Source organism: Bacillus sp. ok061, assembly GCF_900108285.1.
GTDB lineage: Bacteria > Bacillota > Bacilli > Bacillales > Bacillaceae_G > Bacillus_A > Bacillus_A thuringiensis_S.
This window is the reverse complement of sequence record NZ_FNUW01000005.1, coordinates 203,612-229,320: the sequence shown is the minus strand read 5'-3', so window position 1 is coordinate 229,320 and position 25,709 is coordinate 203,612. Positions and strand designations below refer to the sequence as shown.

Below are 25,709 nucleotides of genomic sequence, written 5' to 3'. Positions count from 1 at the left end.
TAAATGTGCGGAGAACCCTATTACATAAGCGAAAAAATATTTTTAAGCGTTGTATGAGATCAATAATTAACATCACATTCATTACTTTTTATATATGTAAACGCTCTTTTATTGGTGCAAACACACAAAAACCGCCGATTATTCGGCGGTTTTGTCGTACTTGCTCAGTTTATATTGAAGCGTTTGACGAGGGATACCTAACATTTTTGCGGCTTGTAGTATATTCCCTTCCGTTTCAATCAACGCTTGATCTATTAATTCTTTTTCTGTTTGATGAAGTGCTTCTCTAAGTGGCATTATACCTTTTTTCTTCGAAAACTTCTCTTTCCGAAATGTACGTGGTAAACAATTGGCTGTTAATGTATTCCCTTCTGCAATAATAACAGCATGTTCAATCGTATGTTTTAACTCCCGGACATTTCCAGGCCACTGATAAGCTTGCAGTCTATCTTTTGCTTCCTCATCAATTTGAAGTACACCTTTTTTATAACTTTTATTATATTCTTTCAAAAAATAAGATGCTAATAATAATACATCCTCAGTTCTTTCACGAAGCGGTGGGATATATAATGAAAATACGTTTAAGCGATAATATAAATCAGTACGAATTTTATTCTCTCGTAAACATATTTCTGGAGGCTGGTTCATTGCGGTAATAACACGAACATCTACTTTTCTCGTCTTATTATCACCAATTCTTCTAATGACTCCATCTTCTAACACTCGTAACATTTTTGCCTGCAAATCAAGAGGCATCGAATTCAGTTCATCTAAAAATAATGTACCACCATCAACAAGTTCAAATAGCCCAGCTCTTTCAATCGCTCCTGTATAGCTTCCTTTTGTCGTTCCAAACAATAAACTTTCTAATAACGATTCTGGTAAAGCTGCACAGTTTTGTGCAATAAATGGCTTGTTTTTTCTTTTAGAAGCTTCATGAATTGCTTGTACGAACAGTTCTTTTCCTGTCCCTGTTTCACCATATATTAAAACATTTGCGTCTGTTGGTGCCACTTTTTGTGCTAACTCTTTCGTCTGTTTAAACCGCGTATCATTTGTCACTATCGTCTCAAATGCAGCATGCTTTTTAATCAATTTTTTTCTAGATGACCGCTTTATTTTCGACTGTAAATCAACAATTGTGTCAGTAAGTTTTTGAATTGTAGAGTAATCCTTTGCAATTTCAACAGCTCCAGCAATATTCCCATCTATAAAAATAGGTAACGTCGTATTTACTGTACAAACATCTTCACCATTTAAATTTTGATAATGCTGTACTTGATGTACGATAGGTTTTTTTGTATCTAATACTTTCATCAATGTACTCGTTTCCCTTGATAAAGACGGGAACACTTCTAACAAATGCTTCCCTAACACTTTTTCAATCTTGGATCCATCGTGTTTTGCAGCTACAGAGTTATAAAATATTGTAATTCCATTTTCATCTACAGCGTGTATAGCCTCATCAATACTGCCCAAAATCGCTTCAATGACTTCTTGTGTCGAAACTGCTAGCAATGTCATCCCCCCTTTTGCCGAAAATTCAGCAATTACATGCCGAATTTTCGGCATACCTATGTGCGATTGTAAGCATGACGATTCCGTTCTATAATTTTGATCAATTTTATATTTTAATTAGTACGGCTTTTTCGAACACCCAGCTCCACCTAACTATTTTGCTTTACAGCCGAATTTTGAGGCGGAATTTTTACTGCTTTCGAATAGCTAGATAAATCTTTCACCCATATATTCATATCTTCCAACTTATCGAAAATGTAGCAATTATTCGCCAGTCTTCCTGTATAAGTATAGCCTAATTGATGAAATGCAGCATTCATTCCGAAAGAAAGCGATCGAGCAATTGTATAGGAACAGAAAATAGATCTTTCTCGGAGCTCTTCCTCTAATTTAATTAGTAAACTTTTCATAAATCCATGTTTACGATATTCAGGTAAAGTAGCACAATTTGTTAATTCTGCATTCCCTTCTTTTATATTCATTTCTGCAGATGCTGTACTAATAATTTCCCCCTCAAATTCATACACGTAGTAAATTGTATCGTCTTCTTTCATCGTCTGTAATACATAACTCGCTTCATTTAAAGGTGTCGGATACACTTCAAATACTTTTCCAAAGACAGTCGCCAATTCTTCTGCATCTTCTTCAGTCGCTTTTCTCAGCAGAAATTTCTCTGGAACTACTTTTTCTTTTATTTCTTTTCCTTTTACACCGCTTAATATAGTATCCTCCTGAGTCCAATGCATACTATTTCGTCTTTCATCATTATTATATTTCACAAAAAAGTATGCATCGTGTCCTTGAAAATAATGAGGTATCGTTGCTTCCAACAAAAAACCGAAAGAGAGCCATGTTGAAACATGCTCTCCCTTTCCTTTAATAATACATTTAGTGAAAGAATGTTTCTCTGCTAGTTCGTCAATTGTTTGTATAATACTTTCAACATTTCCTGTATAGTGGTCTACTCGGATACGTTTATTAAAATAATCTAAAACGCCTTCTACTGTATAACAATTCGTCTGTTCTCTAAAACATTCATAGTATTTCATTTTTTCACCTCACACCAATCTAGTAATGTACATGCAATAATTTTTGCGGCAGCTATCATTTTATCAACTTCTATATACTCGTTTGGATAGTGTGCTACTTTTGTCTCTCCTGGACCAAATACTATAGTTGGTACTCCTGAGATTTGTGTAAATAAACCTCCATCAGTCCCCCAAGGAGAGGCTTCAATAATTGGTTGGTTCCCTTCGATTTCGACAAAGTTATGATGAAGTGCGGTAATGAGTTCATGATTTTCTTCTAATTCACCAGGAACCCATCTCGCTCCAAACCATTCTACTTCTACCGGATTTTCAACAAACCAATTGTCCACATCATTTAATTCAGCAATCCAATTCTCAAACTCTTCTTTTGCCGCCTCTATAGTCTCATTCGGCGCAACACCGCATCTTCCTTCTAAAATTAATTCATCGGGAACAGAACTTGGCCAACTCCCTCCTTCAATTTTCCCAATGTTAATTGGAATTGGAATCGGAATTCCTTTAAATAACGGATCTGTGATTCGACTATTTCTTTTCTCCTCTAACTTTCTTACATGTTCTATAACAAACATACTTTTTTCAATTGCACTAACCCCTTCATAACGCGTTCCACCGTGTGCTGCTTTCCCTTTTACACGTAGACGAAACCACATGGAACCTTGTTGTTTCGGGAAAAACTTCATATTAGTAGGCTCTGGAATAATGACACCATCTGCCTTATATCCTCGTAATATAGTTGCTAATGTTCCTGCTCCGCCACTTTCCTCTTCTATTACACTTTGAAAATAGATGTCTCCTTTTAATTCAATGCTAGATTCAATAATCGCTTCCATCGCAAGCATGAGTGCGACATTTCCCCCTTTCATATCCGTCGTTCCACGGCCATATATACGATTTCCTATTCTCTCACCACTATAAGGATGATGTTCCCACTGGTTCACATCCCCTTCTGGAACTACATCAATATGCCCATTTAATATCATAGATTTCCCGTCGCCACTTCCTTTTAAAGTTGCTACAATATTTGGGCTATCTGAAAAACTTGTACGGGGTGATACAAAATAAGGATGATCTTTCATTTTAGAAAAAGAAGGCTCCCATATATCGAGGTCTAAACCTAATTCACGTAATTTTTCAATCACAATTGCCTGCGCACCACTTTCATCACCAGATACGCTCTTTTCTTGAATTAATCGTTTTAAAAATTTCACACTTTCCTCTTCATGGCTCTCAATATAATCACAAACTTGCTTTTTTAATTGCTCCATATATTACATCTCCCTTCATTCAATTACTAGTAAGTTAGAACTAATTTGAAAATCAGCTTCTGTATGTCGTTTTACATCTTCTACTGTGTATGGGCTCATTAATTCTTGTAATATAAGTCCACTCGGAGTTACCTCCATGACCGCCATATCAGTAATAATTAAATCTACACATTTCTTTGAGGTTAATGGCAATGTACACTCTGAAACAATTTTTGCATTACCGTACTTATCAACATGATTCATCACAACAACGACCCGCTTCGCTTTTTGTGCTAAATCCATTGCTCCACCAATACCTGGAACACGTTTTCCAGGTACAATCCAGTTAGCTAAATCACCGTTTTCACTTACCTGTAATGAACCAAGAATCGTTATATCTAGCAAACCTTTCCGAATCATACCAAACGCTGTGCAGCTATCGAAATAACTCGCTCCTGTTATAAGAGAAGTTGGTAAGCCTGCTGCGTTACACAAATTTTCATCTTCATTCCCTTTACTTGGCGTTGGTCCCATGCCGACGATTCCATTTTCCGCATGAAACATAACATTTATATCGTCAGGCAAATGATTTGGTACAAGCGATGGTATGCCAATACCTAAATTTACAATCATGCCATTTTGTATTTCTTTCGCCGCTCGCCTAGCAATCTTATCCCTAACTTCTACGCCCATACCCATTTCCAGTTCACTCCTTCCGACGGTACAATATAATTTACGAAAACTCCTGGAACGACAATTTCCTCTGGATCTAAACTTCCTAGCGGGACTATTTCTTCTGCTTCTACAATTGTTATATCCCCAGCCATAGCTACGTGAGGATTCATATTTCGTGCACTTTTGTCAAAAACAAGGTTACCAAACGGATCTGCCTTTTTCGCATATACAATTGAAACTTCAGCAGTTAATGCTGTTTCAACTAAATATGTCTTACCATTCATTTCAACTGTTCGTTTTCCCTCTTCCACAATCGTATCAACACCTACATCAACTAAAACACCACCAAGACCAACGCCACCAGCACGAATGCGCTCTGCTAATGTTCCCTGCGGAGAAAACTCAATTTGTAATCTTCCCTCGTTTAGTTGCCTTCCTGCATTTGGATTGGAGCCAATGTGAGAAGTAATTAGTGATTTAACTCTTTCATTTGTAACAAGACGACCGATACCTACATCAGGAAATCCAGTGTCATTTCCAACCAAATTTAAATTTGTAACGCCTTTTTCTAAAATTGCCTGTATTAAAGATGGAGGGGATCCAATCCCTCCAAATCCCCCAAACATTAATGTCATATCATCATGGAACAAAGAAATTACTTCCTCAATTTCTTTTAATTTACCGAATGTATTTGTAATAGTTGTCATGCGATACTATGCCCTCCTTTTTGCATCATCTCTTCCACACTTTTAGAGAAAATTGAAAGTAATTCATCTAACTCGGAATATGTAGTTGTCATTGGCGGTGCTACAAGCAGTGCACTATCTTCTTTTCCTGCTTGCCCTGAAACTGCTTGGTATAAAAGCAGGCCATTTTTAGCTGCAACCGAAATAAGCTCCGACGCTTTTGTAAACGGTTGCAATTCTACTCCAATCAGCAACCCTTTTCCTCGCACATCAGCAATGATTGTCGATTGTTGTTGAACTTTCTGTAAGCCTTTTATTAAATACTCTCCCTTTTCTGCTGTTTTTTCAGGGAGATTATGTTTCTCCATATATTCAATAACAGCTAAAGCCGTTGCTGCAGACAATGGATTTGCACTTAACGTATGACCGCTCATTACTGAACGTGATCCACGTAATATTGGTTCCATAACACGATCACTTACAACTGTCGCTGCCATCGGTGTATATCCCGCTCCTAACCCTTTACCAAGTGTCATAATATCAGGTTCTACACCCCAATGCTCCATCGCAAACCATGCTCCCGTACGACCAAGCCCAGTCATTACTTCATCCGCAATAAATACAATATCGTAATGGTTGCAAATATCTTTAACGACTTTATAATAGTCTTTTGGCGGAACAACCGCGCCTCCAGCTGCTCCGATAATCGGCTCAGCAATAAAAGCAGCAATATGCTCTGCACCAATTCTTTCAATTGATCTTTCTAATTCAGTCGCACATGCCAGCTGACAAGTTGGATATACCTTTTGAACAGGACACCTGAAACAATATGGAGCTGGTATAGTTGGATAATCTTCCAAAATAGATACGAAACGTTGTCTACGTAGTGGGTGACCAGACATCGATAACGCACCCATCGTAATACCGTGATAACTCATCCATCTTGATAAAATTTTATGTTTCCCTTGAATACCTCGCTCTTGAAAATGCTGAATTGCAATTTTCATAGCTGTTTCATTTGCTTCCGTACCACTATTTACAAAGAAACTCCAGTTCAAATCTCCTACACTTAAATCACTTAACTTCTTCGCTAATTTTTCAGCTGGTTCACTCGTAAACTGTGATCTATAAACAAAAGCAATCTCCTCAGCTTGCTTTTTAATAACGTCTGCAATCTCCTTTACGCCATGCCCAATACCTGCCGTAATTGCTCCTGACGAACCATCAAAATATTTATTACCATTTTGATCATACAAATAAACACCTTTTCCATGTGAAATCATTGGATACGGCTGACCAACAAGTGGTTTAATTAAGTAATCGCGCATAGCGCTCCCCCATTTCTCCAATTTGTATATATATATGAAGAAAATTGACGTTTCTTTCATAAAAAAGAATCCTCTGCAAAAGCAGTGAATTTATCAAAAAACTATTATAAAATATACAAATGAGTGCTTAAAAATACCTATAAAACAGAAAATTCAGAACTCAAAACGAAGACCAACCCTTTTCTATACGCCCAAGTAACCCTCCCTTTTATATGAAATGACTACATCACCAAATGTTTTTATAGCATAATGCCACCTGCCCTCAAATGCCGACATTCTGTACACTTCGACGGAACTCCCGTTAAACTCCTTCCTATTATCCTACTTTAAATTGCATATTTTAAAACAAATTTCGACAACGCTACACCTTTCTAATCAGTTCAGATTCATATTTAATATGTGAATTTTTCATTTTTAAACTATAAAAAAAGAACCGATTAACCACATTAATCAGTTCGTCATGACGCTCTCTTATGGGTTAATACTGTCAATTGCTAAAATAAATAGAAAAATCAAGTTTACAAATTCATCCTACAGCCTATAACACAAAACCTTTTCATAACTTCATTCACAATTACTATCAGGATATCCCTATCCCGAAGTGGCATCCCTTTCCTCAGATTCAAACTACCTTTCCTTTATAATTTATGTAGGACAATTATCACTTTGTATGTGTATTTGCCTATAATTTAAAAAAACCCTAGTTTTCTAGCGATTGCTGGACATGTATTCAATATGTTATTGAAATGCACTTTCAATTTGGCATTTATTTTACTTTCGTGCAATCATATGTACTGCTTTACTCTGCGAAATACTCGTAAGCACAAGCACCTCTTTATGACAACATATTTGTTGTAAATTTTTAATTTTCCCCTTTATAAAATCATTTTTTCGCATAACCGCTTTCTTGCTTCGCATATAATTTTAATGATGACAAAGGAGGAATGTTCATGTCTCAATCTGAAATTGAAAAATATGGACAAGAAGTTACGCAATACGAACAGCTCGCACGTTACTATCAGTTTCGTGATCCTAAAAAATATATAGAATTATATATGAAATATTGCGATGCACTTTCAAAACTTGTACAGGCGCATGAAACAAGGGATTCACAAGAAGCTACTTTACCGTCACATATAAGAATTTTTCATGCCGATCCAAATATACCGGCGGTTGACATTTTAGTAAACGGACAAAAAGTTATTAAAAATATTTCATTTAAGCAATTCAGCCCTTATTTATCATTAGTACAAGGTAAATACCGTATAGATATTGTCCCTGTCGGAAATGAAACTCCAATCTTTTCAGCATTGGTACCAATAATGGGAAATCATACTTATACTCTTGCTGCAATAAATAGTGATAATCACCTACAATTACAACCTATACTTGATAATACACATTTACCAGCTGGTCAAGCCAAAATACGCTTTGCACATTTCTCTCCAGATACCCCTGTTGTAAATATCGATTTAAAAGATGGAGATCATTTATTTGAAAATGTACTCTTTAAACAGATAACAGATTTTTTGCAAGTTAGCCCCGGTACAGCGGATATTGAAATTTCACTCGCAGATAATAAAAACGTTTTATTGACTATACCGAAATTCAATGTTGAACCAAATGTTATTTATACAATTTCAATAGTAGGTTATTCAACTAAAGATCCTAAATTAGAAGCCGTTATACTCACAAATTAAAACAGTCTACACCATTCATTTGGTGTAGACTGTTTATTTTTGAAATGCAATTTGAAATTCTGTCCAATCGTTATCTGATCGACACATAATGGACCCATTATGTTTTTCCACAATTTGTTTACATACAAATAAGCCAATACCAGTTCCTAACTTTTTAGTAGTTACAAACGGTTCAAAAATCGTTTCTACATTTTCAGCTGGAATCATTGGTCCATTATTTTTTATCACAATTCGAATAGCTTGATCTTCTTCAAATACATCAATGATAATTTTTCGTTCTTCTTTCATTGATTCAAGAGCATCAATTGAATTCATTAATATGTTTAAAAATACTTGTCTTACTTCACTTCGATAACCAACAAGCGGAATTGGATACGGTAAATTCTTTTCAATTGCAACATTCGCATTGACCAAACTCGGATATAAGAATTGTATAATGTCTTGAAACAAGTCATTAAGCCAAAACCGTTCCGATTCATTCCACATTTCTTTTTTCGATACGAGTAAAAATTGCGAAATACGAAAATTTAATTGATCTAATTCATGCGAAATAATATCTAAATACGATAAACTCGGATGATCTGCCTTTAATAGTTTGACAAATCCCATAATGGAAGTAAGCGGATTACGAAATTCATGTACAAAACTAGCTGACATTTGCCCTAAAATCGTCAGCCTTTCTTTATGTGTTTCATTAATATATTGCTGTTTTTCCTCTAAATTCTTCGATATAATTTCCGAGTATTTTAAAACAGTATAATAAATTAATTTGTCAAAACAAGTATGTATTTTTGCCATAATTGGTTTCAATTCACGAGCGCTAACATCTAATTCACACATCGCTTCGAAAAGTTCATTTCTTCCCACGTTTGCGTTATAAACAAAATCTCCAATATTCGCATCTGCTCCAGCACGTTCAATAGCAATTTTCTCGCATAACGGTTGAAGATAATTTATATCTTTATCTTCCATAGTAAGTTCGATAATCAACTCTAGTAAATCCTCTCCATTTTGAACTACTTCTAGTTTAAATGGATCTTTTTCGGAAATTATCATTTTGTTTTTCCAGTTCTCTACGAATTGGTGCCTATTGTTTTTCAAGTGTGAACAAAATATTTCTTTAATATCCTTATCGATTGGAAAAACCTCCATTCCCTCCATTTCCATACGACGAATACCCTTTATATTTTGAATATTAACACAAAAAAGATGATTCGTTAATAGATTTTTGTCACATTTTGTTAATTTCTGTTGATAAAATTATTTTTTTCTTTCTTATTTAACTAATTGTATGCAAATACCCTTTTTCCTTCACACATTTTCATTATTTCCGTAGTCAACACGACTTTTTTTGCATCATTTTTAATTCTTGCGTACAATAGAAAATGAAAGGTGTGAAAAATATGGTAAATAAAAATGTGGAAGATTATCTCCAAGAAGGCATTTACGGCCAAAAGCAAAACAAACCAGAAGAACGTAATATGTATTTAACTACATTACGTGAGCGTGTAGAAATCGCTTTAACGATCGGTCAAGTAATGCAAAGTAATGTATACTCTGAAGTGGCGGGTAGCATGCGCTCTTCTCAATCATTACAACTCCTCCTAAATGGTGGCATTGCTTACCCACATTTATCAAAATACATTAAATTAGCAAACGAAAAAAATGTTCCTTTTACAATTGTTCAAAATAAAGATACAAAAACACCAATCGGTTTAGTATTAACTCATGCTACTGCTGTAGATAAAGAACAAATTTATGTAGAAGATACTATTTTCAAACAAGAAATGAAGTAAAAGTTACACTTAATTAAATAGTTACTAGAAGCGTAAAAAACGAGTATGGAATCGTAAACATTTCCTACTCGTTTTTTTAGCGCAAAGTCTAAGTTTTTCTAATTTATTTTTTAATACATACTAATTTCATTTCTGTCATTTCTTCTATTGCATATTTAATTCCTTCGCGCCCCGTGCCACTTTCTTTCACACCACCATAAGGCATATGATCTACTCTGAACGTTGGAATATCATTAATCATGACACCACCAACCTCTAACTCATCGATTGCACGCATTGCTTTAAATAAATTATTTGTAAATACTCCTGCCTGTAAGCCGTAACGCGAATTATTTACTTGCTCAATCGCTTCATCAAATTCTTTAAATGTATTTACTGTCATGAGTGGACCGAATACTTCTTGGCACTGCACAGATACATGATCTGGAACATTTGTTAATACAGTCGGTTCAAAAATTCTTGCATCCCGCTTCTTACCACCGCATAAAACAGTTGCTCCTTCCTTGATTGCTTCTTGAACCCACATATCAATTCGCTCTACATCTTTTTTTGAAATTAAAGCTGATACATCCGTTTCCTCAAGCAGTGGATCACCAACAACAACTGATTCCATCGCTTTCTTTAGCTTCGAGAGAAATTCATGCATTTTCGTTTCATGTACAAAAACACGTTGTACGGAAATACAAACTTGCCCATTATTAACAAATGCTCCCCATTTTACACGTTCAATTATTTCATCTGTTAACTCTACATCTTCATCAATAATAACAGCAGCATTTGAGCCTAGTTCTAACGTAACTCGTTTGAGCCCAGCCTTTTGTTTTATTCCGATTCCAACTTTTGGACTTCCGGTAAAAGTAATAGCAGCAACGTAATCATTTTTGACGATTGCCTCACCAACCGTAGCGCCAGGGCCAGAAATGATATTTAAAGCTCCATTTGGCAATCCTGCCTCTTCAAATAACTCAACTAATGCATAAGATGATAATGGCGTTTGATCAGCTGGCTTTAATACAACTGTATTTCCAGCAGCAATTGCTGGTCCAACTTTATGCGCTACTAAATTTAACGGGAAATTAAATGGTGTAATAGCCCCTATAACCCCAATCGGCTTTCGGATTGTATATGCAATACGCCCATCCGCACCAGGTGCGGCATCTAATGGCAATGTCTCACCATATATACGCTTCGCTTCTTCAGCTGCAAATTTGTACGTTTGAACAGTACGATCTACTTCTCCCCTTGCAGCACGTATTGGTTTTGCAGCTTCTTTTGCAATAATCTCTGCAAATTCTTCTCTTCTTTCATCCATTTTTTGTGCAACTTTCTCTAAAATAGTCGCACGATCATATGCAGATAATTTATTCATTTTTATCATTGCATTTTTTGCAGAAGTAACAGCCTCTTTTACATCTTCTTCCGTTCCTTGTGCAATTTCCGCTAATGTTTCTTCAGAATATGGTGCGTATAATGGTTTATACGTGTTTACAGATTTCCAATCTCCATTTATATATAAATGCTTTTTCATACTTCTTCTCCTTCCAAATATATGTATACAACAATACTTCACCTAGTGAAAGGTCTGACTTATGTCATTGTATCATAGCCCCTATCCCTCAAAAAACATTATGCTCAAAAAAACTCTGCTATTTAGCAGAGTTTACGAGCTAATTTGCTCTTGTAATGAAATTTGTTTTTCATCTTCTAAAATAACAATCGATTCTACTATCTTTGTAACTTCCAATCTTTTTATATAGTGTCCATCTAATTCTTTCACACAAAACTTATAATTTTCAATTTCAATGGAATCCTCTTCAGCAATCTCTATATTCTTCGTTAAAATCCAACCACCAATTGTATCAACACCATCATCATCAATCCCTAAACCAAATAACGTATTCACTTCACTAACAAGTACTTTTCCCTCTAGTATCGTCTTCGTTTCACTAACTTGTTGAATTTCTGGCTGCTCATCCGTATCAAACTCATCCTGAATATCTCCAACAATTTCTTCCAGAATATCTTCAACAGTAACAAGTCCAGATGTCCCACCATATTCATCTATCAATATAGCAATATGTGTTCTTTCTTTTTGCATTTTTAAAAACAAATTATGAATTGGGATAGAATCGATAACTAAAATAATTGGTCTCATATATTGCTCTACTGTCTTTTTATTAACAGCTTTATGTTGTACAAACTCAGTAAAAATATCTTTAAAATTCACAAAACCTATTACGTGGTCTTTATCGCCATCAACTACTGGATACCTTGTATATTTTTCACGAGACATTTTTTGCAAAGCTTCTTCAGCAGGCATTTCTTTACTTATAATATTCATTTCAGTTCGAGGTACCATTATTTCTTTTGCAATCCGATCATCAAATTCAAAAATTTTATTTACATATTTATATTCAGATTGATTAATTTCACCATTTTTATAACTCTCTGAAACTAACAACCGTAATTCTTCTTCTGAATGAACCTCATCATGCCCCTTCGGCGGTTTCAACCCTAGCAGCTTCGTAATGATTCGAGCTGAACCATTTAATATCCAAATAAATGGGAATGCAATACGATAAAAGAAAATTAACGGCTTAGAAACAAGCAAACTTACTTGTTCAGATTTTTGAATTGCAAATGTTTTTGGGGCCAATTCCCCTATTACAACATGTAAAAAAGTAATTAACAAAAATACTAAAATTACAGCAAAAATGTCTGCTAGTTGAGTAGAGATATTCCAATTTGCAAAAAGCGTATCAAACATTTGCTTTAACGCAGGTTTACCAAACCACCCAATTCCTAAAGCTGTAACAGTAATTCCTAGCTGACAAGCAGATAAATATTCGTCTAAGTTTGTAATGACTGTTTTCACCGATGTTGCACGATTATTTCCTTCTGCAATTAAATAGTCAATTCGTGAACTTCTCACTTTAACAATTGCAAATTCTGCTGCAACGAAAAATGCCGTTAAGGCAATTAAAACAATCACTATACTTATACTATATATGTCCAAATACTTTTCCTTACTTACATTGTAAGCAAGGAAGCCACCTCCTACTTAATTTTATTCAAGTGAAGTAAGCATTCTAATACTCTAACAAAATTCTACATTAGCAACCACCTTTTTATATATTATATGCATACATAAAAAAGATATTTATCATTATGATAATCTAATTCATTTACACTAGTCAAATTATTCTAAATGTTACGATAAAACATTTTTATTTAAACGAACTATTCTTCTCAACTCAATTTCGTGAAAAAACACTTTCTTTGCCGATTCCACACTTCTTTTGTCGCACTTGAAGGGAACTTACTTCATAGCTCGAAATCATTCAACAGGATATATATAGGAGGGATTATTTTGGAATATAAAACACCATTTATCGCAAAAAAATTAGGTGTTAGCCCAAAGGCTGTTGTCCGGATCGCGCAACAATTAAATCTTACGATAGAAAAAAACAAATATGGCCACTTTATTTTCACACAAGATGATGTCGATCAAATGTTAGAACACCATCTATTTCAAATAGAGCAGTCTCAAAATCCTCAACCTACTCAAAAGACTTCCTCAAATGAGGTTGAAGAATTAAAAACTCAAGTCAATACAATTGTTCAAAACATATCATCGAATGATTTTGAACAATTAGCTGATCAATTAAACACTATGACGAGAAGACTCGATCGAATGGAAGAACAAATGCAAGATAAGGCAAATGATGTCGTCACGTACCAACTTTTACAACACCGTCGTGAAATGGAGGAAATGTTAGAACGAATTCAAAAATTAGAAGCTGCCCTAACGAAAGAAGAACCCATTTATATTACTCCTGATTCAAAACCAACATACGAACGAGAAAAGAAACCGAAGCGCCGCAAAATGATTTTTAGTATATTTGGATTATAATTTTTAGACCCTTATTAAAATAATAAGGGTCTTTTTTAATGAAGAGTTATATCTTATAAAAATATTATTCTCTTTATTATACATATTCACTTCGTTTTATTTCGTTAACATAATATTTTTACTGTATTCTGCAATTAATGCCTGTGCATGAGCATTCCCTTGAATCACATCACGAAATTCTTTTAAAGAATACAAATGCGTAACCCCTTTTCGAGCATGAATTCTTACTGGTACACCTTGTAAAGTATCATGAAACTGAAATGGATTATCTATCGGTTCAATTGGAAAACCGAGTGTAAGTAAATACATATACATTCTTTTTGTTACTGCTGCAATGTACCATTCAGCTTTTGTTTCTAACGCATGTATAAATAAAATAGCTGTTAGCCTTTTGAAATGTCCTCTCCCACGAGACGTTTTCGAAATACTTAACTTGCCTATTTCATACACATTCTTCAAATCTTTTACTAAATCATTTTTAGAAAACGGATAGAAAAACTCAGAATTTGATTGTTCAGGTACCGTATACTTAATACATTCTACTGTACCAATAGGATGTTCATCTTCTATTAATAAAAATCGTGATGGATTTAAATTACGTTCTACGAACATTAAGTTTCTTTCTTCACAAAAATCTCCCCATAGTTGCTCGAACCCAAAATGTTCTTCCTTTGTTTGAACACGCTGGAACATATTTAACCGCCTTTCCCATCGTCGCTCTGTTTTTGATAACGCTTTCACTATCTATCATATAAGAACAAATCTTCGTATGCAACTAAAAATATTTATTACTTATTATATTCTGCAAAATGAATTAGATTCCAATTTAATCGACTTTTATCCCGCGCTCACATTCCTTTTAATAACACATTCGTATCACTTTTCAAATCTAACTTACAATATGTTTCTTTCCATACAGCATATAATTCTTCTTAATCTAAAAAAATCCTTTATGAAAAAGGATTTCTTTTACTTCTCAATGCTTTTTAACCACTTTTCAAAAATTTGTACCATCCCATGTTTTCCAGCTAATTTCTCTTCCCCTTGTTTCGTCTTATATGGATATAACTGTAAGAAAACACCACATCCAGACTCAATTTTTTTACTATGCATATGGCTTCCTGGATATACACAAATGACTTCATAAATTGACCTTCGATAATAGACTCGCTTTCCATCCTGTTCTTCTACATACTTTATAGACCAATACTTATACATTTGCTCAGTTGCTTTCGTATTTCCGACGTGCTGAAAAATATTGTACATTGGACTATACTTCACTTCAATAATAATAGAAGATTTATATACGTATTTCCCATCTTCTTTTACATAACAGTCTAAGCGAATATCTGGCTTCTTCGTATCCTCACCATTGTAAAAATTACTCCCTTTACTTAATGCAATAAGAGGATGTGTTTCAATTAAGTCATTAAATGCGACATGCACCTTTAAATCATCTCGTTGTAAAACTACTGTCGTTCCATCTTGTAATCCATCTACATAAAAATGTTCTTGTATTTGTTCACGAATGGAATTTCTAGCCTCAAAACCAATTTGCTCTAAAATTGAAATAACGATAAAAAAAGCGTAATATTCATACACTAAAAACGTTGGCTTATAAACAAATAATAACGATGGAGATTGATCCGTATACTGCGGGAGTACTTCTAAATGATGTAGTAATTGTTGATGTGGTATCGGTAGATCATGTAAGTTCATGTTACTTGTTTCAGTAACTTCCCTCCAAAACGAGGAGTGCATTAACATTTGAAAGTATTGTACATTTTCATGAACAATGTGCGCCAATATTTTATATTCTTGTATTTTCATTGAGCTCTTTCGTAAATCGGCTTCTTTTAGTAAATGTATATTTTTATATTTTTGCTTCTCTCTATCGGTTACTGATCCATTACGCTCAATTGTTTGTATAATTGTTTTTACGGCTTGAAACTCTTCTGATTTTTTCTTTTTTTCTCTTTCTAATATTTCAATTGTTTGACGTAAAAAACTTTTAGCTTCAATTAAATAGTGATAAAATTGCATCGATTTATATTTAAGAAATGCATTTTCCTTACTATTTTTTTGTTCTATAAACTTACGATTATAATGTTTTGCATAAGGTTTTCTTTCTGCCACTATGGTTCCTTTTCTTGTTGGCTTTCTCTCTTTTCCTTCCCATTTATATACATTTATAAATTTTGAGCTTGATTCTATTTTCTTAAAGATTTGCTTTATCATCTTCATTTTTTGGGGTAACTTTCTAAGCAACACTAAATAAGAAGAATCCTCAATATCGCTAAGTGCAGAGAAAGTCTTTTTATAATAACCTCTATCCAAAATCAACTCATTTAAAATTGACTTCACATAGTCTTGAATCATTTCAAATTGATCATCAAAAAAGTTTTTCGGTACGATTTGAAAAGCACCATAATACGTTGTATCTTCTATACGAACTTCAAAATGGTATAAACCACAGCGCCATGGATAAAAGAATTCTGTTTTCCCATGTTCATATATTAATACTCTTTGTTTTTTTTCATTTATTTCATATTGAGCCTCTTTTATATTTTTCTGTCCCTCATATACTTTATTCCATATAAAAGTAATATTCATTGGGATTTCATAATTGTACTGCAATCTAATCGGTTTTAATTCTTGTACTTTATAAATGCATTGAACTAATGCTGTAGTAGATGTACAAAGACGATTTAATAAAATATAATCTCCTTTCCCCTCATTTCCAATGATTAACTTTAATACAAAAGGGAGCGTTTCATTCGTATCAACGATTTTTGTTTCGTAACGCCCTTCATTTTGCATATCCATACAGCTCCAGTTCCCTACGTTTTTCTCGTATATATGCTAAAGAGTGTTCAAATGTAGATACTCTGTTTGCAAGTGCAGATTGCAAAAGAGGTACTAAGGTCGCTCCCCTTTTTGCTTCTTCAGAAAGTAAAGAACCAACCATCATTTCGGTCCCTCTGATTTTCGTCAATACACGCTGCTTTATTTGTAAATCAAACCCTTCTTCTCTACTGATCATATAGGTATGGTTATTTTGGAACGGTATATTTTGCAAATAAGTCGCAATTGCGTTTGCACATCGGAAAGAAATTCCCTTAGACGCATCATGTGATGACAATACGACATGCAACTTATCTAATAGCTCTAATTCTTCTTCAGAAAACACTTCAATCATCGCTTTATTTCTCATCCAATTTATCCGAAATTCTCCCGCTGTTACTTTCAAAGGTGGGTGTAATACGACTTTCCCCAGTTCCATGCCCATCTCACAAAACGGAATTTTTTGTAACGTTATTAAGTTCGTTCGGTCTAATAATCGATCGGAGAGCTCTTTCGTTGTTTCATCAAAATTCACAGTACCTACAAATATAATATTTTCTCCAATTTCAATTGTTGATGGAATTGAATTCTCAATGTCCTGAACACCCTCATACAAGTTTAAAATACGATTTTTTGTTTCAAGTTGAAGAACAGATAAAAATGGAGTAAACCAATGCTCAATATGTGACATGTTCATTTCATCAAAAACGATTATATACAGTTGATTGGGATTTTCTTTCGCCTTCATTAACGTCCTAACTAACTTCGTTTCACTTTCAATAAAAGTACCATTTGGATGAAGGTAACCAAGTAAATCATGTGGTTCTTGATACGATGGTGAAATTGGAATCCAAACCAATTCTTCCCCATACTGTAATCCTAATGCTTCTGCATAAGTTTGCACAAAACGTGATTTCCCAACGCCCGGTATACCACCAAGAATCGTTAACATATTTGTTTTTACACTTATATGGAAATTATAAATATCCGTTGCATCCAAATATAGCCCTTTATTATGCACCATACTTTGTACATACTGTAAAAAGGACGATTCACGCTCATCCCATTCCCATTCATCTTTTTGCACTTTTATATCCTCTACTTCAACTAGCTTACCTTCTTCATGCATTCGTTTTTTTAATTGCTCATACACATGATCACTTACAAAATATAATTGATCTTCTACCGCTATTTCTACATACTTCGTCCAGTCACTGCAGTTTATATATTTACATTCACGTTTCTGTTCAAAATATGCGATTGAGCTAATTGATGACTTTAAGGATATGTTTCCATACAGTCTTCCATCGTGCCACAATAATTCGGGAGGCTCAAAGTCCTTCGGAAATTTAGGCATTAGGAATGATAAATAACCGTTGCTAAGTTTTCGTTCTAAAGATTCTCTTTTTTTATTATTTGTAACTTTAGGTGCCGGAATCATTTTATAGCTGCTTGCTATTTCTTTCGGTTCTTCTGTACATATTAACTCCACGTATACATTTCCTCTTTCATAATAAAGACGAAACATCACTAATTGCTTTTCTAATTTCCTCTTCTTTAATTCCAAAAAGATTTTTTCATTCTTTTTATTACTACATAATCCTTCAAATACATAGGGTTCATTTGCAAATTGTTCCTGTAAAGTGAATGGTATTGGCGATAAGCATTGTACAAAGAAATTCTCTCCACTCTTCTCTTTTTCAGCTTTTGTAAATTTCCCTAAAAATCTCATATAGTACATTCGTTTTATAAAACTTGGCTGAAGAGCTTTATGTAATTTCACCTTAGTCACCTTCTTTTTTCATACTATTCTTAGTGTATGAAAGAAACGAAAAACTAGAAATAAAAAACCTGACGTTATCCGCCAGGTTCAAAATTAAAACGTATATTAATGAGAAGGAAATGCTTTTTTCTCTTGTAAAATTGCATTATGAGCAATTTTCATTTTAGCAAGTACGTAACGTAATCGATCTTCAGCGTTTTCATCTTTACTTTTTTGCAATTCCGCCAAATTTTCAACAGAACTTGCTAAATTCTCAATGACTCCTCTCAGTTCAGGATGATGATTAAAAAAAGATTCTTGCACTAATACTTTCCTTAACTCACTAGCTAAATCAATTATTCTAGACAACTGTTCTTTTTCTTCCATTCTCATCCCTCCTGAATATCTTATGTAGTAAATATTCTCTAAACAAAGAAAAAAGCCCTTTAAATGAAAAGGACTTTTTACATTTTTATATTTCCAGTTAATAACATATACAGTGATATGATAGCCGCAATAATAATTGCCCACATCACATATTTCTCTGCACCTGCAAAGCAACGGTTCCCTTGTTCTTTTCTTGCAAACGTGTAAACAATAATTCCAATTCCATACACAATTGAAACTAGTAGTAAATTCTTTAAACCAGCTGCATAAAGAAGCCATACAGAGTAAATAGAAGCAATTAAAGCTAACGCTCCATTTTTTAATTTAGCGTCTTTTAGCTCGTTTGTAATGACTAATTTAAATTGGAATAACGCTGATAATAAATATGGTAATAAAATTGATGTTGATGCAATGAAATACATAATTTGATATGTTGATTCTGAAAACAGAACGATGATAAATATAATTTGGGCAACACCATTTGAAATCCATAATGCCATGTGCGGTGTTTGCTTTTTATTTGTCTTCGTAAAGACTTTCGGAAATACGCCATCTTTTCCGGCTACATGAGAAATTTCAGAAACAAGTAAAAACCAGCCAATTAATGTACCGACAAGTGAAGCAACTAACCCAATGTTAATCGCAACTGCACCCCATGAACCAACAACATGCTCTAATACATGTCCCATTGACGGAGTTTCTAGCACAGAAAGTTCGCTTCTTGTCATCGCTCCCATTGACAGAACAGAAATTAAAATATATATGGACATTACTAAAATAAGTCCCATTACTGTTGCCTTACCAACATCTCGGCTATTCTTCGCTCTTCCGGATAATACAACCGCTCCTTCAACTCCAATGAAAACCCAAAGTGTTACAAGCATTGTATTTTTCACTTGACCAAGTATAGCGGAAAGTGAGAAGGTTCCTTCTCCCCAAAAATCATGTGTAAATGTGTCCCAGCGAAAGGCTGTTACCATTACAACAATAAATAAAACGATTGGAACTAACTTCCCTATTGTTGCGATAACATTCATAATAGAAGCTTCACGGATTCCAAATAAAATTAGAAAATGAAGTGTCCATAATAAAAGTGATGCCCCAACGATAGATGCAACATTATTTCCTCCTTTGAAAATTGGAAAGAAATAACCTAATGTACTAAACAGTAACATAATTGTTGCGACATTACCTAAGATTCCTGCTAGCCAATATCCCCAAGCACTATTAAATCCAATATATTCACCGAAACCAGCACGTGCATAACTATAAATTCCACCTTCAAGTTCCGGTTTTTGTCTTGCTAACGTTTGATATACGAGCGCAAGTGGAATCATTCCCATCGCTGTAATACACCAGCCAATTATTATTGCACCACTGTTTGCTCCTACTGCTAAATCATGCGGTAAACTAAAAACACCGCCACCAACCATTGTTCCAACTACTAATGCGATTAACGGAAAAAATCCTAACTTCTTTTCTATTTGTACCACCCCATCTGTCATTCTAGGTGTTATGTTCGTTCAACTATTAAAGTCACCTTTTTCTCTAATAGACGTTTCTCTTATATTTTTTCAGGAAAACATTACTTATTCTAAAAGAAAATGAACAAAAATGGAATACTTTTTTGAAAAAATGTATAAGTATGCACAAAAAAACCGCTCATTTTGTAATGAACGGTCATTTAAAACATATAAATTTGTATATTTCTTGTAAATTTAACGAAGTAAATTCTCTTTTTCTAAAAATTGTTTTGCGACTTCTTCACTACTTTTACCATTTACGTTAACTTCATAATTCATTTTTCGCATTTCTTCATCTGTAATCTTTCCAGATAATTTATTTAATACCTTTTCAAGTTCAGGATATTTCTGTAACGTTTCTTTTCTTAATAATGGCGCTCCTTGATAAGGTGGGAATAACCCTTTATCATCTTTTAACACTTTCAGTCCGTATTGCTCCAATTCACTATCTGTTGAATATGCATCAATTACGTTAACATCTCCAGATTGAATTGCGCTATAACGCAGCTTCGGCTCCATCGTTTTAACATTCGAGAACTTATAGTTATATAATTTTTGCATTCCTTTATAACCATCTTCACGATCAGCAAATTCCAATGTAAACCCTACTTTGGCTTCCTGCACAACATTCCCTAAATCAGAAATTGTATTTATATTCTTTTGATCTGCTATTTTTTTCGGCATGGCTAGTGCATATGTATTGTTATACTCCATTGGCTTCAACATAACCATATTATATTTCTTTTCCATTCCAATGCGAGCCTGATCATATACTTCATCACGATTTGTGCTCTTTGGTTCTTCTTTCACGAAAGTAGATAAAGCTGTTCCTGAAAATTCTGGGTATATATCTACTTCCCCGGATTTCAACGCTTCAAATACAAATGCTGTTTTTCCAAGACCTGGTTTTAATTGTACGTTTAAATCGGTATCTTGTTCAATAAGCTGCTTATACATTTGAATTAAAATTTCAGGTTCTGATCCAAGTTTGCCCGCAATAACAATATCTTTCTTTTCTGTACTCCAAAGAAATGGAGAAGCAATCATTATCCAAACAATACATATCGTCAATATAACACGCTTAGAAGAGCGTTTCGGTCGTTCAAGTATGCGAAGTACTATATCAAAGAATAAAGCGAGTAACGCGGCTGGTACGGCCCCTAAAATGATAAGTGCATGATCATTTCGATCTATGCCTAATAATATAAGCTTACCGAGCCCACCAGCACCAATGAGAGCTGCTAATGTAGCCGTTCCAACAATTAATACCATCGCTGTACGAATACCGGCCATAATGATAGGCAATGCAAGAGGAAGTTCTACCTTCCACAATCTTCTCCAACTATTCATCCCCATAGCTTTCGCGGCTTCTATTAGAGATTCATCTAATTCCCTTATTCCTGTATATGTATTTCGTAAAATAGGTAATAGTGCATACACAACTAATGCAATAATCGCTGGAAGTTTTCCGATTCCTACTAACGGAATTAATAGTCCGAGTAATGCAAGTGATGGCACTGTCTGCATTACTGCAGAAGTTCCTATTATAAATTCAGCCATTCGTTCTTTTCTTGTTAATAAAATGCCAAGTGGCACCGCTATAATTACTGCAAAAAATAATGAAATAAGCGATATTTGTAAATGCTCACTTAATGCAGTTAGTAATTCTATTTTTCGTTCTTGGAACGTTTGTATAAAATTAGTCACTGTTTAGCCTCTTTCCTTCATTTGTTCAACAATGTAATTGACGATATGACGACTTGTTAACGCTCCAATATATTGACCGTTTTCTTCAACTGGAACGATCTCCTCATCACGCACACGAACTAACGCTTCTTGTAAAGAAGAATGTAATGATAGTGCCTGCCCTTCTAATTGCACACTTTGATCAAGCGGCAATACATCTGCTACACTTTTCTCCTCATACCAAGTTCGTCCACGATTTCCAATGAACTCCTCTACAAATTCATTTTTCGGATTATGTATAATTCCTTCTGGTGTATCTAGTTGAACAACTTTTCCTTCTTTCATAATACAAATGCGATCTCCAAGTGATAATGCTTCTTGCATATCATGTGTTACGAACACGATTGTTTTTTGAATCTTTTTTTGCAACTGTACAATATCCTTCTGAAGCTGTTCCCTACTTAATGGATCTAACGCACTAAATGGTTCATCCATAAGAACGATTTTCGGGTTTGCGGCTAATGCTCGCACGACACCGACACGTTGTTTTTGTCCTCCTGACAATTCATCAGGCATACGATCTCGATATATATCCGGATCTAATCCAACCATATGTAACAAGTCATCGACGCGTGCTTTTATTTCCTTTTTGCTAAATTGCCTCATTTCAGGAACAACTGCAATATTTTCAGCGATTGTCATATGAGGAAACAATGCAATCTGTTGCAACACATATCCTATATCCCAACGTAATTCGTTTATATTATATTGTTGAATATCTTTTCCATCGATTAAAATCGATCCTTCAGTCGTTTCGATTAAACGATTAATCATCTTCATTGTCGTTGTTTTCCCGCAACCACTCGGACCGATGAGAACGAAAAATTCTCCCTTTTTAATTTCTAAATGCAATGAATCCACTGCTTTCGTGCCATCTTCATACGATTTTGACACATGATTAAATTGAATCACAAACACAACTCCTTTACTGTTGTTTCCTTTATTTTGATGGAATATGGCATTCATTTCAAATGATACGCTTTTAAATTAAAAAAGAGCTCGCATTTGAGCTCTAACGGTCGAACAATATTGTTTTCATAATAGCAGCATATTCGCGAACATACATTTTTCTCTTAGAACGAATTGGTGTTTCAGCAGCTAATGCCTCCATCTTCATGCCTAAACGCTTTGCAATTATTTTCGTTCGATATAAATGATACGTATTACTTACAACTACTGCATGTTTCACATTATATAAATCCATACTAAACTTTAAGTTTTCATACGTATTTGTAGATTGATCTTCTATTAAAATACGACTCTCATCTATACCGTGTACCATTAAATAGTTTCTCATGCTGTGAGCTTCCGGTATATCTTCATCTTCTCCTTGACCACCTGAAACAATTACTTTCGATTCAGGATGGGAAAATAAATACTCCAACGCTACATCCAAACGATTTTGAAGAGATAAAGACGGTCTATCTCCAAATAACTTTGCACCCAGTATAAGAACGTACGGAGAGTGATAGCTCAACTTTTCACGAGCAACTTTGTTCATTCTAAACGTCATATAAATGATATATAGTGGCGGTAATAATAAAATGATAAGAAAGATCCATTTGTTCATAAATAAGTTTGCACTCCCTTTCTTTTTATTATACAGAAAAAGAAAGGGCGGCAGAAGTGTTTTTTTAAACGATTGATTTATTAGAAACATTCGCCGCTACTTTACGTTGTGATAGTACATAATAAATAGCGATTCCTAATGAGAAGATCAATATGCAGCTTAATACGTAAAACGGAAGCATTACTCCGGCTTTAGATACACCCGCTGTAAACAGCATTAATAATACAATTCGTATTCCAGTACCAATTAGGCGAAATAAGCTGTCTACACGTCCCATTACTTCGTTTGGAATTTCCTCCATCATCAATACATTTCTCGCCACTCTTGTACCCGCATTTCCAACTGCATGAAAAATTGCAAGTCCATATAAGAAAATTACGGAAGGTTCAATAATCATTACGGTAATTGAAATTACATAAATGAACATCGTCATAACGATTGAAACTTCTGTTTTTACATATTTCATTATGAGTGGAATACAGATTCCTGCAACAACCGCTCCAACACCGTACATCATCCCCTCTATTGCGTATACAGAGGCATTGGCTTTAAGTATATCCGAAATATAAACTGGTATTAAATAATTTGCCATCATAACACCTATAAACGGCATATAAGTGGCCAGTAAGAACCAAAAGAGCTTAGGACGTTTTTTCATAAAGTGAATTCCTTTAAATAATTGCTTCTTAAATGTTATTTTTCTTTTCACTTCTTTTTTCTTTACGTACGGTATACATAAGAAAAGAAAAAATGCTCCAGCAAAAGTTAACATGTCTACTAACAAAATCCACTTCAAAGATACAATTTCAATTAAGAAGCTCGCGGCCGCTCCAGAAATAACTTGTGTTAACTGTCCTTGTATTTCCATCGTTCCACTTAAACTTTTATAATGTTCCGCTTGAAATATCTCTTGGTTGAACGCAAATATTGTAGGATAAAATAATAAATAGTAGAATGATCCGGCTATATAAATAAGAATATAGTGAATAGAATGATAAGGTTGCCCCGCAAATCCCCATATAACCATTATTCCAATTACGGCAATTCCGATTCCTTCGTTACATAGCAATAAAGATTTTCTTGAAAAACGATCAATACTTTGCCCAATGAATGGTGTTAATAAAAACATAATGAGGGTTGCAATGATAGAAACATAACCAAACGTTGTCTCTCCTCCACTCTCTTTAATTAACAGCCACGGAATCGTTATCATAACAATTCCGGAACCAATAGCAGATAGACTATTGGCCCCTAGAATGTAATACAAGCGAGAATCATGATAAAGTGAGGACATATCACTCCACTCCTAGTTGCTTTTTCACCTCTTTATATACGCTCATATATGCTTTTAATTCTTTAACTACATCATGAATTAATGGTTTGGCATCTTCCCCAAGTTCACCATCTTGCACATGTAATCCATCAAGCACAACTTGTTTTGGAATGGCATTTGCATAAACACCTCTAGCGACCGTTCGCATGCTGTTTAATGCATTTATTCCACCTTTACCGCCACCAGCAACCGCTAACAACGCAACTGGTTTATGAATAAATTCACTACTACTTAAGTAATCTAAAGAGTTTTTCAGCGCACCGCTCATCGCATTATGATATTCTGGTGTACATAATATAACCCCATCCGCAGCTTTCACTAACGTTTTCAATTTTTTTACTGCCTCTAAATCACGTTGTGACTCTTCTCCATTGTATAAAGGTAACTCCTCAATTGCTAAATCATATAATTCCCCTTCAAATTGATCCGCAATATATTTTGCCACCACGCGAGTTCTACCAAATTTTCTTGGTGTACCGTTAATAACGACTAGTTTCATGATTATTTCTCCCCTTTGTTTTCAAGTTCTACTTATATATTATCAGAAATTTCTATACAAAACACAATATAAAGAGTTAACTTGTTTCATAAAATAGTATGATAAACAAAAAAGAACTCATACTTTCGTATGAGTT

Annotated in this window: 22 protein-coding genes; 3 read left to right on the top strand and 19 right to left on the bottom strand. The window is 34.4% G+C overall.

What is annotated here, in order from left to right:
• Positions 1-138: 138 nt before the first annotated feature.
• The 6 genes from rocR to C4S65_RS09790 form a co-directional block, all read right to left on the bottom strand.
• On the bottom strand, positions 139-1,524 hold the full coding sequence (rocR, locus tag C4S65_RS09815; protein ID WP_086406105.1) for an arginine utilization transcriptional regulator RocR: 1,386 nt from the start codon (positions 1,522-1,524) through the stop codon (positions 139-141).
• 143 nt (positions 1,525-1,667) lie between these two features.
• On the bottom strand, positions 1,668-2,567 hold the full coding sequence (gene ablB, locus C4S65_RS09810) for a putative beta-lysine N-acetyltransferase (protein ID WP_098285317.1): 900 nt from the start codon (positions 2,565-2,567) through the stop codon (positions 1,668-1,670).
• Entirely contained in the window at positions 2,564-3,832 is a 1,269-nt protein-coding gene (locus C4S65_RS09805) for a peptidase (RefSeq protein ID WP_098285316.1), read from the bottom strand. Before C4S65_RS09805 ends, ablB begins: the two co-directional genes overlap by 4 nt.
• 15 nt (positions 3,833-3,847) lie before the next feature.
• Positions 3,848-4,510, bottom strand: a complete 663-nt coding sequence (locus C4S65_RS09800; protein WP_000525278.1) for a CoA transferase subunit B — start codon at positions 4,508-4,510, stop codon at positions 3,848-3,850.
• Positions 4,495-5,193, bottom strand: a complete 699-nt coding sequence (gene atoD, locus C4S65_RS09795) for an acetate CoA-transferase subunit alpha (RefSeq protein WP_000208110.1) — start codon at positions 5,191-5,193, stop codon at positions 4,495-4,497. The genes C4S65_RS09800 and atoD overlap by 16 nt, the downstream gene beginning before the upstream one ends.
• On the bottom strand, positions 5,190-6,500 hold the full coding sequence (locus tag C4S65_RS09790; protein ID WP_001205885.1) for an aspartate aminotransferase family protein: 1,311 nt from the start codon (positions 6,498-6,500) through the stop codon (positions 5,190-5,192). Before C4S65_RS09790 ends, atoD begins: the two co-directional genes overlap by 4 nt.
• Before the next feature lie 950 nt (positions 6,501-7,450).
• Between C4S65_RS09790 and C4S65_RS09785 the strand changes: the two genes are divergently transcribed.
• A complete protein-coding gene (locus tag C4S65_RS09785) occupies positions 7,451-8,200 on the top strand; it encodes a DUF4397 domain-containing protein (RefSeq protein ID WP_086406103.1) in 750 nt (249 codons plus the stop codon).
• A gap of 33 nt (positions 8,201-8,233) precedes the next feature.
• Here the strand turns inward: C4S65_RS09785 and C4S65_RS09780 are convergent, their stop codons facing one another.
• Positions 8,234-9,367: a BA2291 family sporulation histidine kinase gene (locus C4S65_RS09780; RefSeq protein ID WP_000425085.1), complete on the bottom strand. Its 1,134-nt coding sequence runs from the start codon at positions 9,365-9,367 to the stop codon at positions 8,234-8,236.
• A gap of 236 nt (positions 9,368-9,603) precedes the next feature.
• Between C4S65_RS09780 and C4S65_RS09775 the strand changes: the two genes are divergently transcribed.
• Complete coding sequence (locus tag C4S65_RS09775) at positions 9,604-9,996, top strand: YueI family protein (RefSeq protein WP_000247560.1); 393 nt, start codon at positions 9,604-9,606, stop codon at positions 9,994-9,996.
• A gap of 103 nt (positions 9,997-10,099) precedes the next feature.
• On the opposite strand, the gene C4S65_RS09770 is transcribed toward C4S65_RS09775, so the two are convergent.
• Both C4S65_RS09770 and C4S65_RS09765 read right to left on the bottom strand, forming a co-directional pair.
• Positions 10,100-11,524, bottom strand: a complete 1,425-nt coding sequence (locus C4S65_RS09770) for an aldehyde dehydrogenase family protein (protein WP_061665987.1) — start codon at positions 11,522-11,524, stop codon at positions 10,100-10,102.
• A 132-nt stretch (positions 11,525-11,656) separates the two neighbouring features.
• Complete coding sequence (locus C4S65_RS09765) at positions 11,657-13,012, bottom strand: hemolysin family protein (protein WP_000356248.1); 1,356 nt, start codon at positions 13,010-13,012, stop codon at positions 11,657-11,659.
• A gap of 354 nt (positions 13,013-13,366) precedes the next feature.
• Between C4S65_RS09765 and racA the strand changes: the two genes are divergently transcribed.
• Complete coding sequence (racA, locus tag C4S65_RS09760) at positions 13,367-13,909, top strand: chromosome-anchoring protein RacA (RefSeq protein ID WP_000456014.1); 543 nt, start codon at positions 13,367-13,369, stop codon at positions 13,907-13,909.
• A 96-nt stretch (positions 13,910-14,005) separates the two neighbouring features.
• On the opposite strand, the gene C4S65_RS09755 is transcribed toward racA, so the two are convergent.
• The 10 genes from C4S65_RS09755 to C4S65_RS09710 form a co-directional block, all read right to left on the bottom strand.
• Positions 14,006-14,602 (bottom strand): hypothetical protein, encoded by a 597-nt coding sequence (locus tag C4S65_RS09755; protein WP_000487795.1) that lies wholly within the window; start codon positions 14,600-14,602, stop codon positions 14,006-14,008.
• 276 nt (positions 14,603-14,878) lie between these two features.
• The gene (locus C4S65_RS09750) at positions 14,879-16,729 is read right to left on the bottom strand and encodes a hypothetical protein (RefSeq protein WP_086413789.1); all 1,851 of its coding nucleotides are present in this window, start codon (positions 16,727-16,729) and stop codon (positions 14,879-14,881) included.
• Complete coding sequence (locus C4S65_RS09745; protein WP_000766193.1) at positions 16,719-18,536, bottom strand: AAA family ATPase; 1,818 nt, start codon at positions 18,534-18,536, stop codon at positions 16,719-16,721. Before C4S65_RS09745 ends, C4S65_RS09750 begins: the two co-directional genes overlap by 11 nt.
• Positions 18,537-18,641: 105 nt before the next feature.
• Positions 18,642-18,902 (bottom strand): hypothetical protein, encoded by a 261-nt coding sequence (locus tag C4S65_RS09740; RefSeq protein ID WP_000391447.1) that lies wholly within the window; start codon positions 18,900-18,902, stop codon positions 18,642-18,644.
• 77 nt (positions 18,903-18,979) lie between these two features.
• Positions 18,980-20,407 (bottom strand): arginine-ornithine antiporter, encoded by a 1,428-nt coding sequence (arcD, locus tag C4S65_RS09735; protein ID WP_000129442.1) that lies wholly within the window; start codon positions 20,405-20,407, stop codon positions 18,980-18,982.
• A 213-nt stretch (positions 20,408-20,620) separates the two neighbouring features.
• On the bottom strand, positions 20,621-22,132 hold the full coding sequence (locus C4S65_RS09730) for an ABC transporter permease/substrate-binding protein (protein ID WP_098838380.1): 1,512 nt from the start codon (positions 22,130-22,132) through the stop codon (positions 20,621-20,623).
• A gap of 3 nt (positions 22,133-22,135) precedes the next feature.
• A complete protein-coding gene (locus tag C4S65_RS09725; RefSeq protein WP_000614072.1) occupies positions 22,136-23,083 on the bottom strand; it encodes an ABC transporter ATP-binding protein in 948 nt (315 codons plus the stop codon).
• A gap of 100 nt (positions 23,084-23,183) precedes the next feature.
• The gene (locus tag C4S65_RS09720; RefSeq protein ID WP_001045714.1) at positions 23,184-23,741 is read right to left on the bottom strand and encodes a YdcF family protein; all 558 of its coding nucleotides are present in this window, start codon (positions 23,739-23,741) and stop codon (positions 23,184-23,186) included.
• A 64-nt stretch (positions 23,742-23,805) separates the two neighbouring features.
• Positions 23,806-25,035, bottom strand: a complete 1,230-nt coding sequence (locus tag C4S65_RS09715) for an MFS transporter (RefSeq protein WP_061665985.1) — start codon at positions 25,033-25,035, stop codon at positions 23,806-23,808.
• 1 nt (position 25,036) lies between these two features.
• Positions 25,037-25,573, bottom strand: coding sequence for an NADPH-dependent FMN reductase (locus C4S65_RS09710; RefSeq protein WP_098838381.1), 537 nt, complete (start codon positions 25,571-25,573; stop codon positions 25,037-25,039).
• Positions 25,574-25,709: the final 136 nt, after the last annotated feature.

Excerpts from the sequence above, each read along its gene's own strand:
- atoD (WP_000208110.1), bottom strand. The coding sequence starts at position 5,193 with ATGACAACTATTACAAATACATTCGGTAAATTAAAAGAAATTGAGGAA.
- C4S65_RS09775 (WP_000247560.1), top strand. The coding sequence starts at position 9,604 with ATGGTAAATAAAAATGTGGAAGATTATCTCCAAGAAGGCATTTACGGC.
- C4S65_RS09710 (WP_098838381.1), bottom strand. The coding sequence starts at position 25,573 with ATGAAACTAGTCGTTATTAACGGTACACCAAGAAAATTTGGTAGAACT.
- C4S65_RS09780 (WP_000425085.1), bottom strand. The coding sequence starts at position 9,367 with ATGGAAATGGAGGGAATGGAGGTTTTTCCAATCGATAAGGATATTAAA.
- C4S65_RS09770 (WP_061665987.1), bottom strand. The coding sequence starts at position 11,524 with ATGAAAAAGCATTTATATATAAATGGAGATTGGAAATCTGTAAACACG.
- C4S65_RS09805 (WP_098285316.1), bottom strand. The coding sequence starts at position 3,832 with ATGGAGCAATTAAAAAAGCAAGTTTGTGATTATATTGAGAGCCATGAA.
- C4S65_RS09785 (WP_086406103.1), top strand. The coding sequence starts at position 7,451 with ATGTCTCAATCTGAAATTGAAAAATATGGACAAGAAGTTACGCAATAC.
- C4S65_RS09790 (WP_001205885.1), bottom strand. The coding sequence starts at position 6,500 with ATGCGCGATTACTTAATTAAACCACTTGTTGGTCAGCCGTATCCAATG.
- arcD (WP_000129442.1), bottom strand. The coding sequence starts at position 20,407 with ATGACAGATGGGGTGGTACAAATAGAAAAGAAGTTAGGATTTTTTCCG.
- rocR (WP_086406105.1), bottom strand. The coding sequence starts at position 1,524 with ATGACATTGCTAGCAGTTTCGACACAAGAAGTCATTGAAGCGATTTTG.
- C4S65_RS09740 (WP_000391447.1), bottom strand. The coding sequence starts at position 18,902 with ATGGAAGAAAAAGAACAGTTGTCTAGAATAATTGATTTAGCTAGTGAG.
- ablB (WP_098285317.1), bottom strand. The coding sequence starts at position 2,567 with ATGAAATACTATGAATGTTTTAGAGAACAGACGAATTGTTATACAGTA.
- C4S65_RS09750 (WP_086413789.1), bottom strand. The coding sequence starts at position 16,729 with ATGCAAAATGAAGGGCGTTACGAAACAAAAATCGTTGATACGAATGAA.
- C4S65_RS09715 (WP_061665985.1), bottom strand. The coding sequence starts at position 25,035 with ATGTCCTCACTTTATCATGATTCTCGCTTGTATTACATTCTAGGGGCC.
- C4S65_RS09755 (WP_000487795.1), bottom strand. The coding sequence starts at position 14,602 with ATGTTCCAGCGTGTTCAAACAAAGGAAGAACATTTTGGGTTCGAGCAA.
- C4S65_RS09800 (WP_000525278.1), bottom strand. The coding sequence starts at position 4,510 with ATGGGTATGGGCGTAGAAGTTAGGGATAAGATTGCTAGGCGAGCGGCG.
- C4S65_RS09720 (WP_001045714.1), bottom strand. The coding sequence starts at position 23,741 with ATGAACAAATGGATCTTTCTTATCATTTTATTATTACCGCCACTATAT.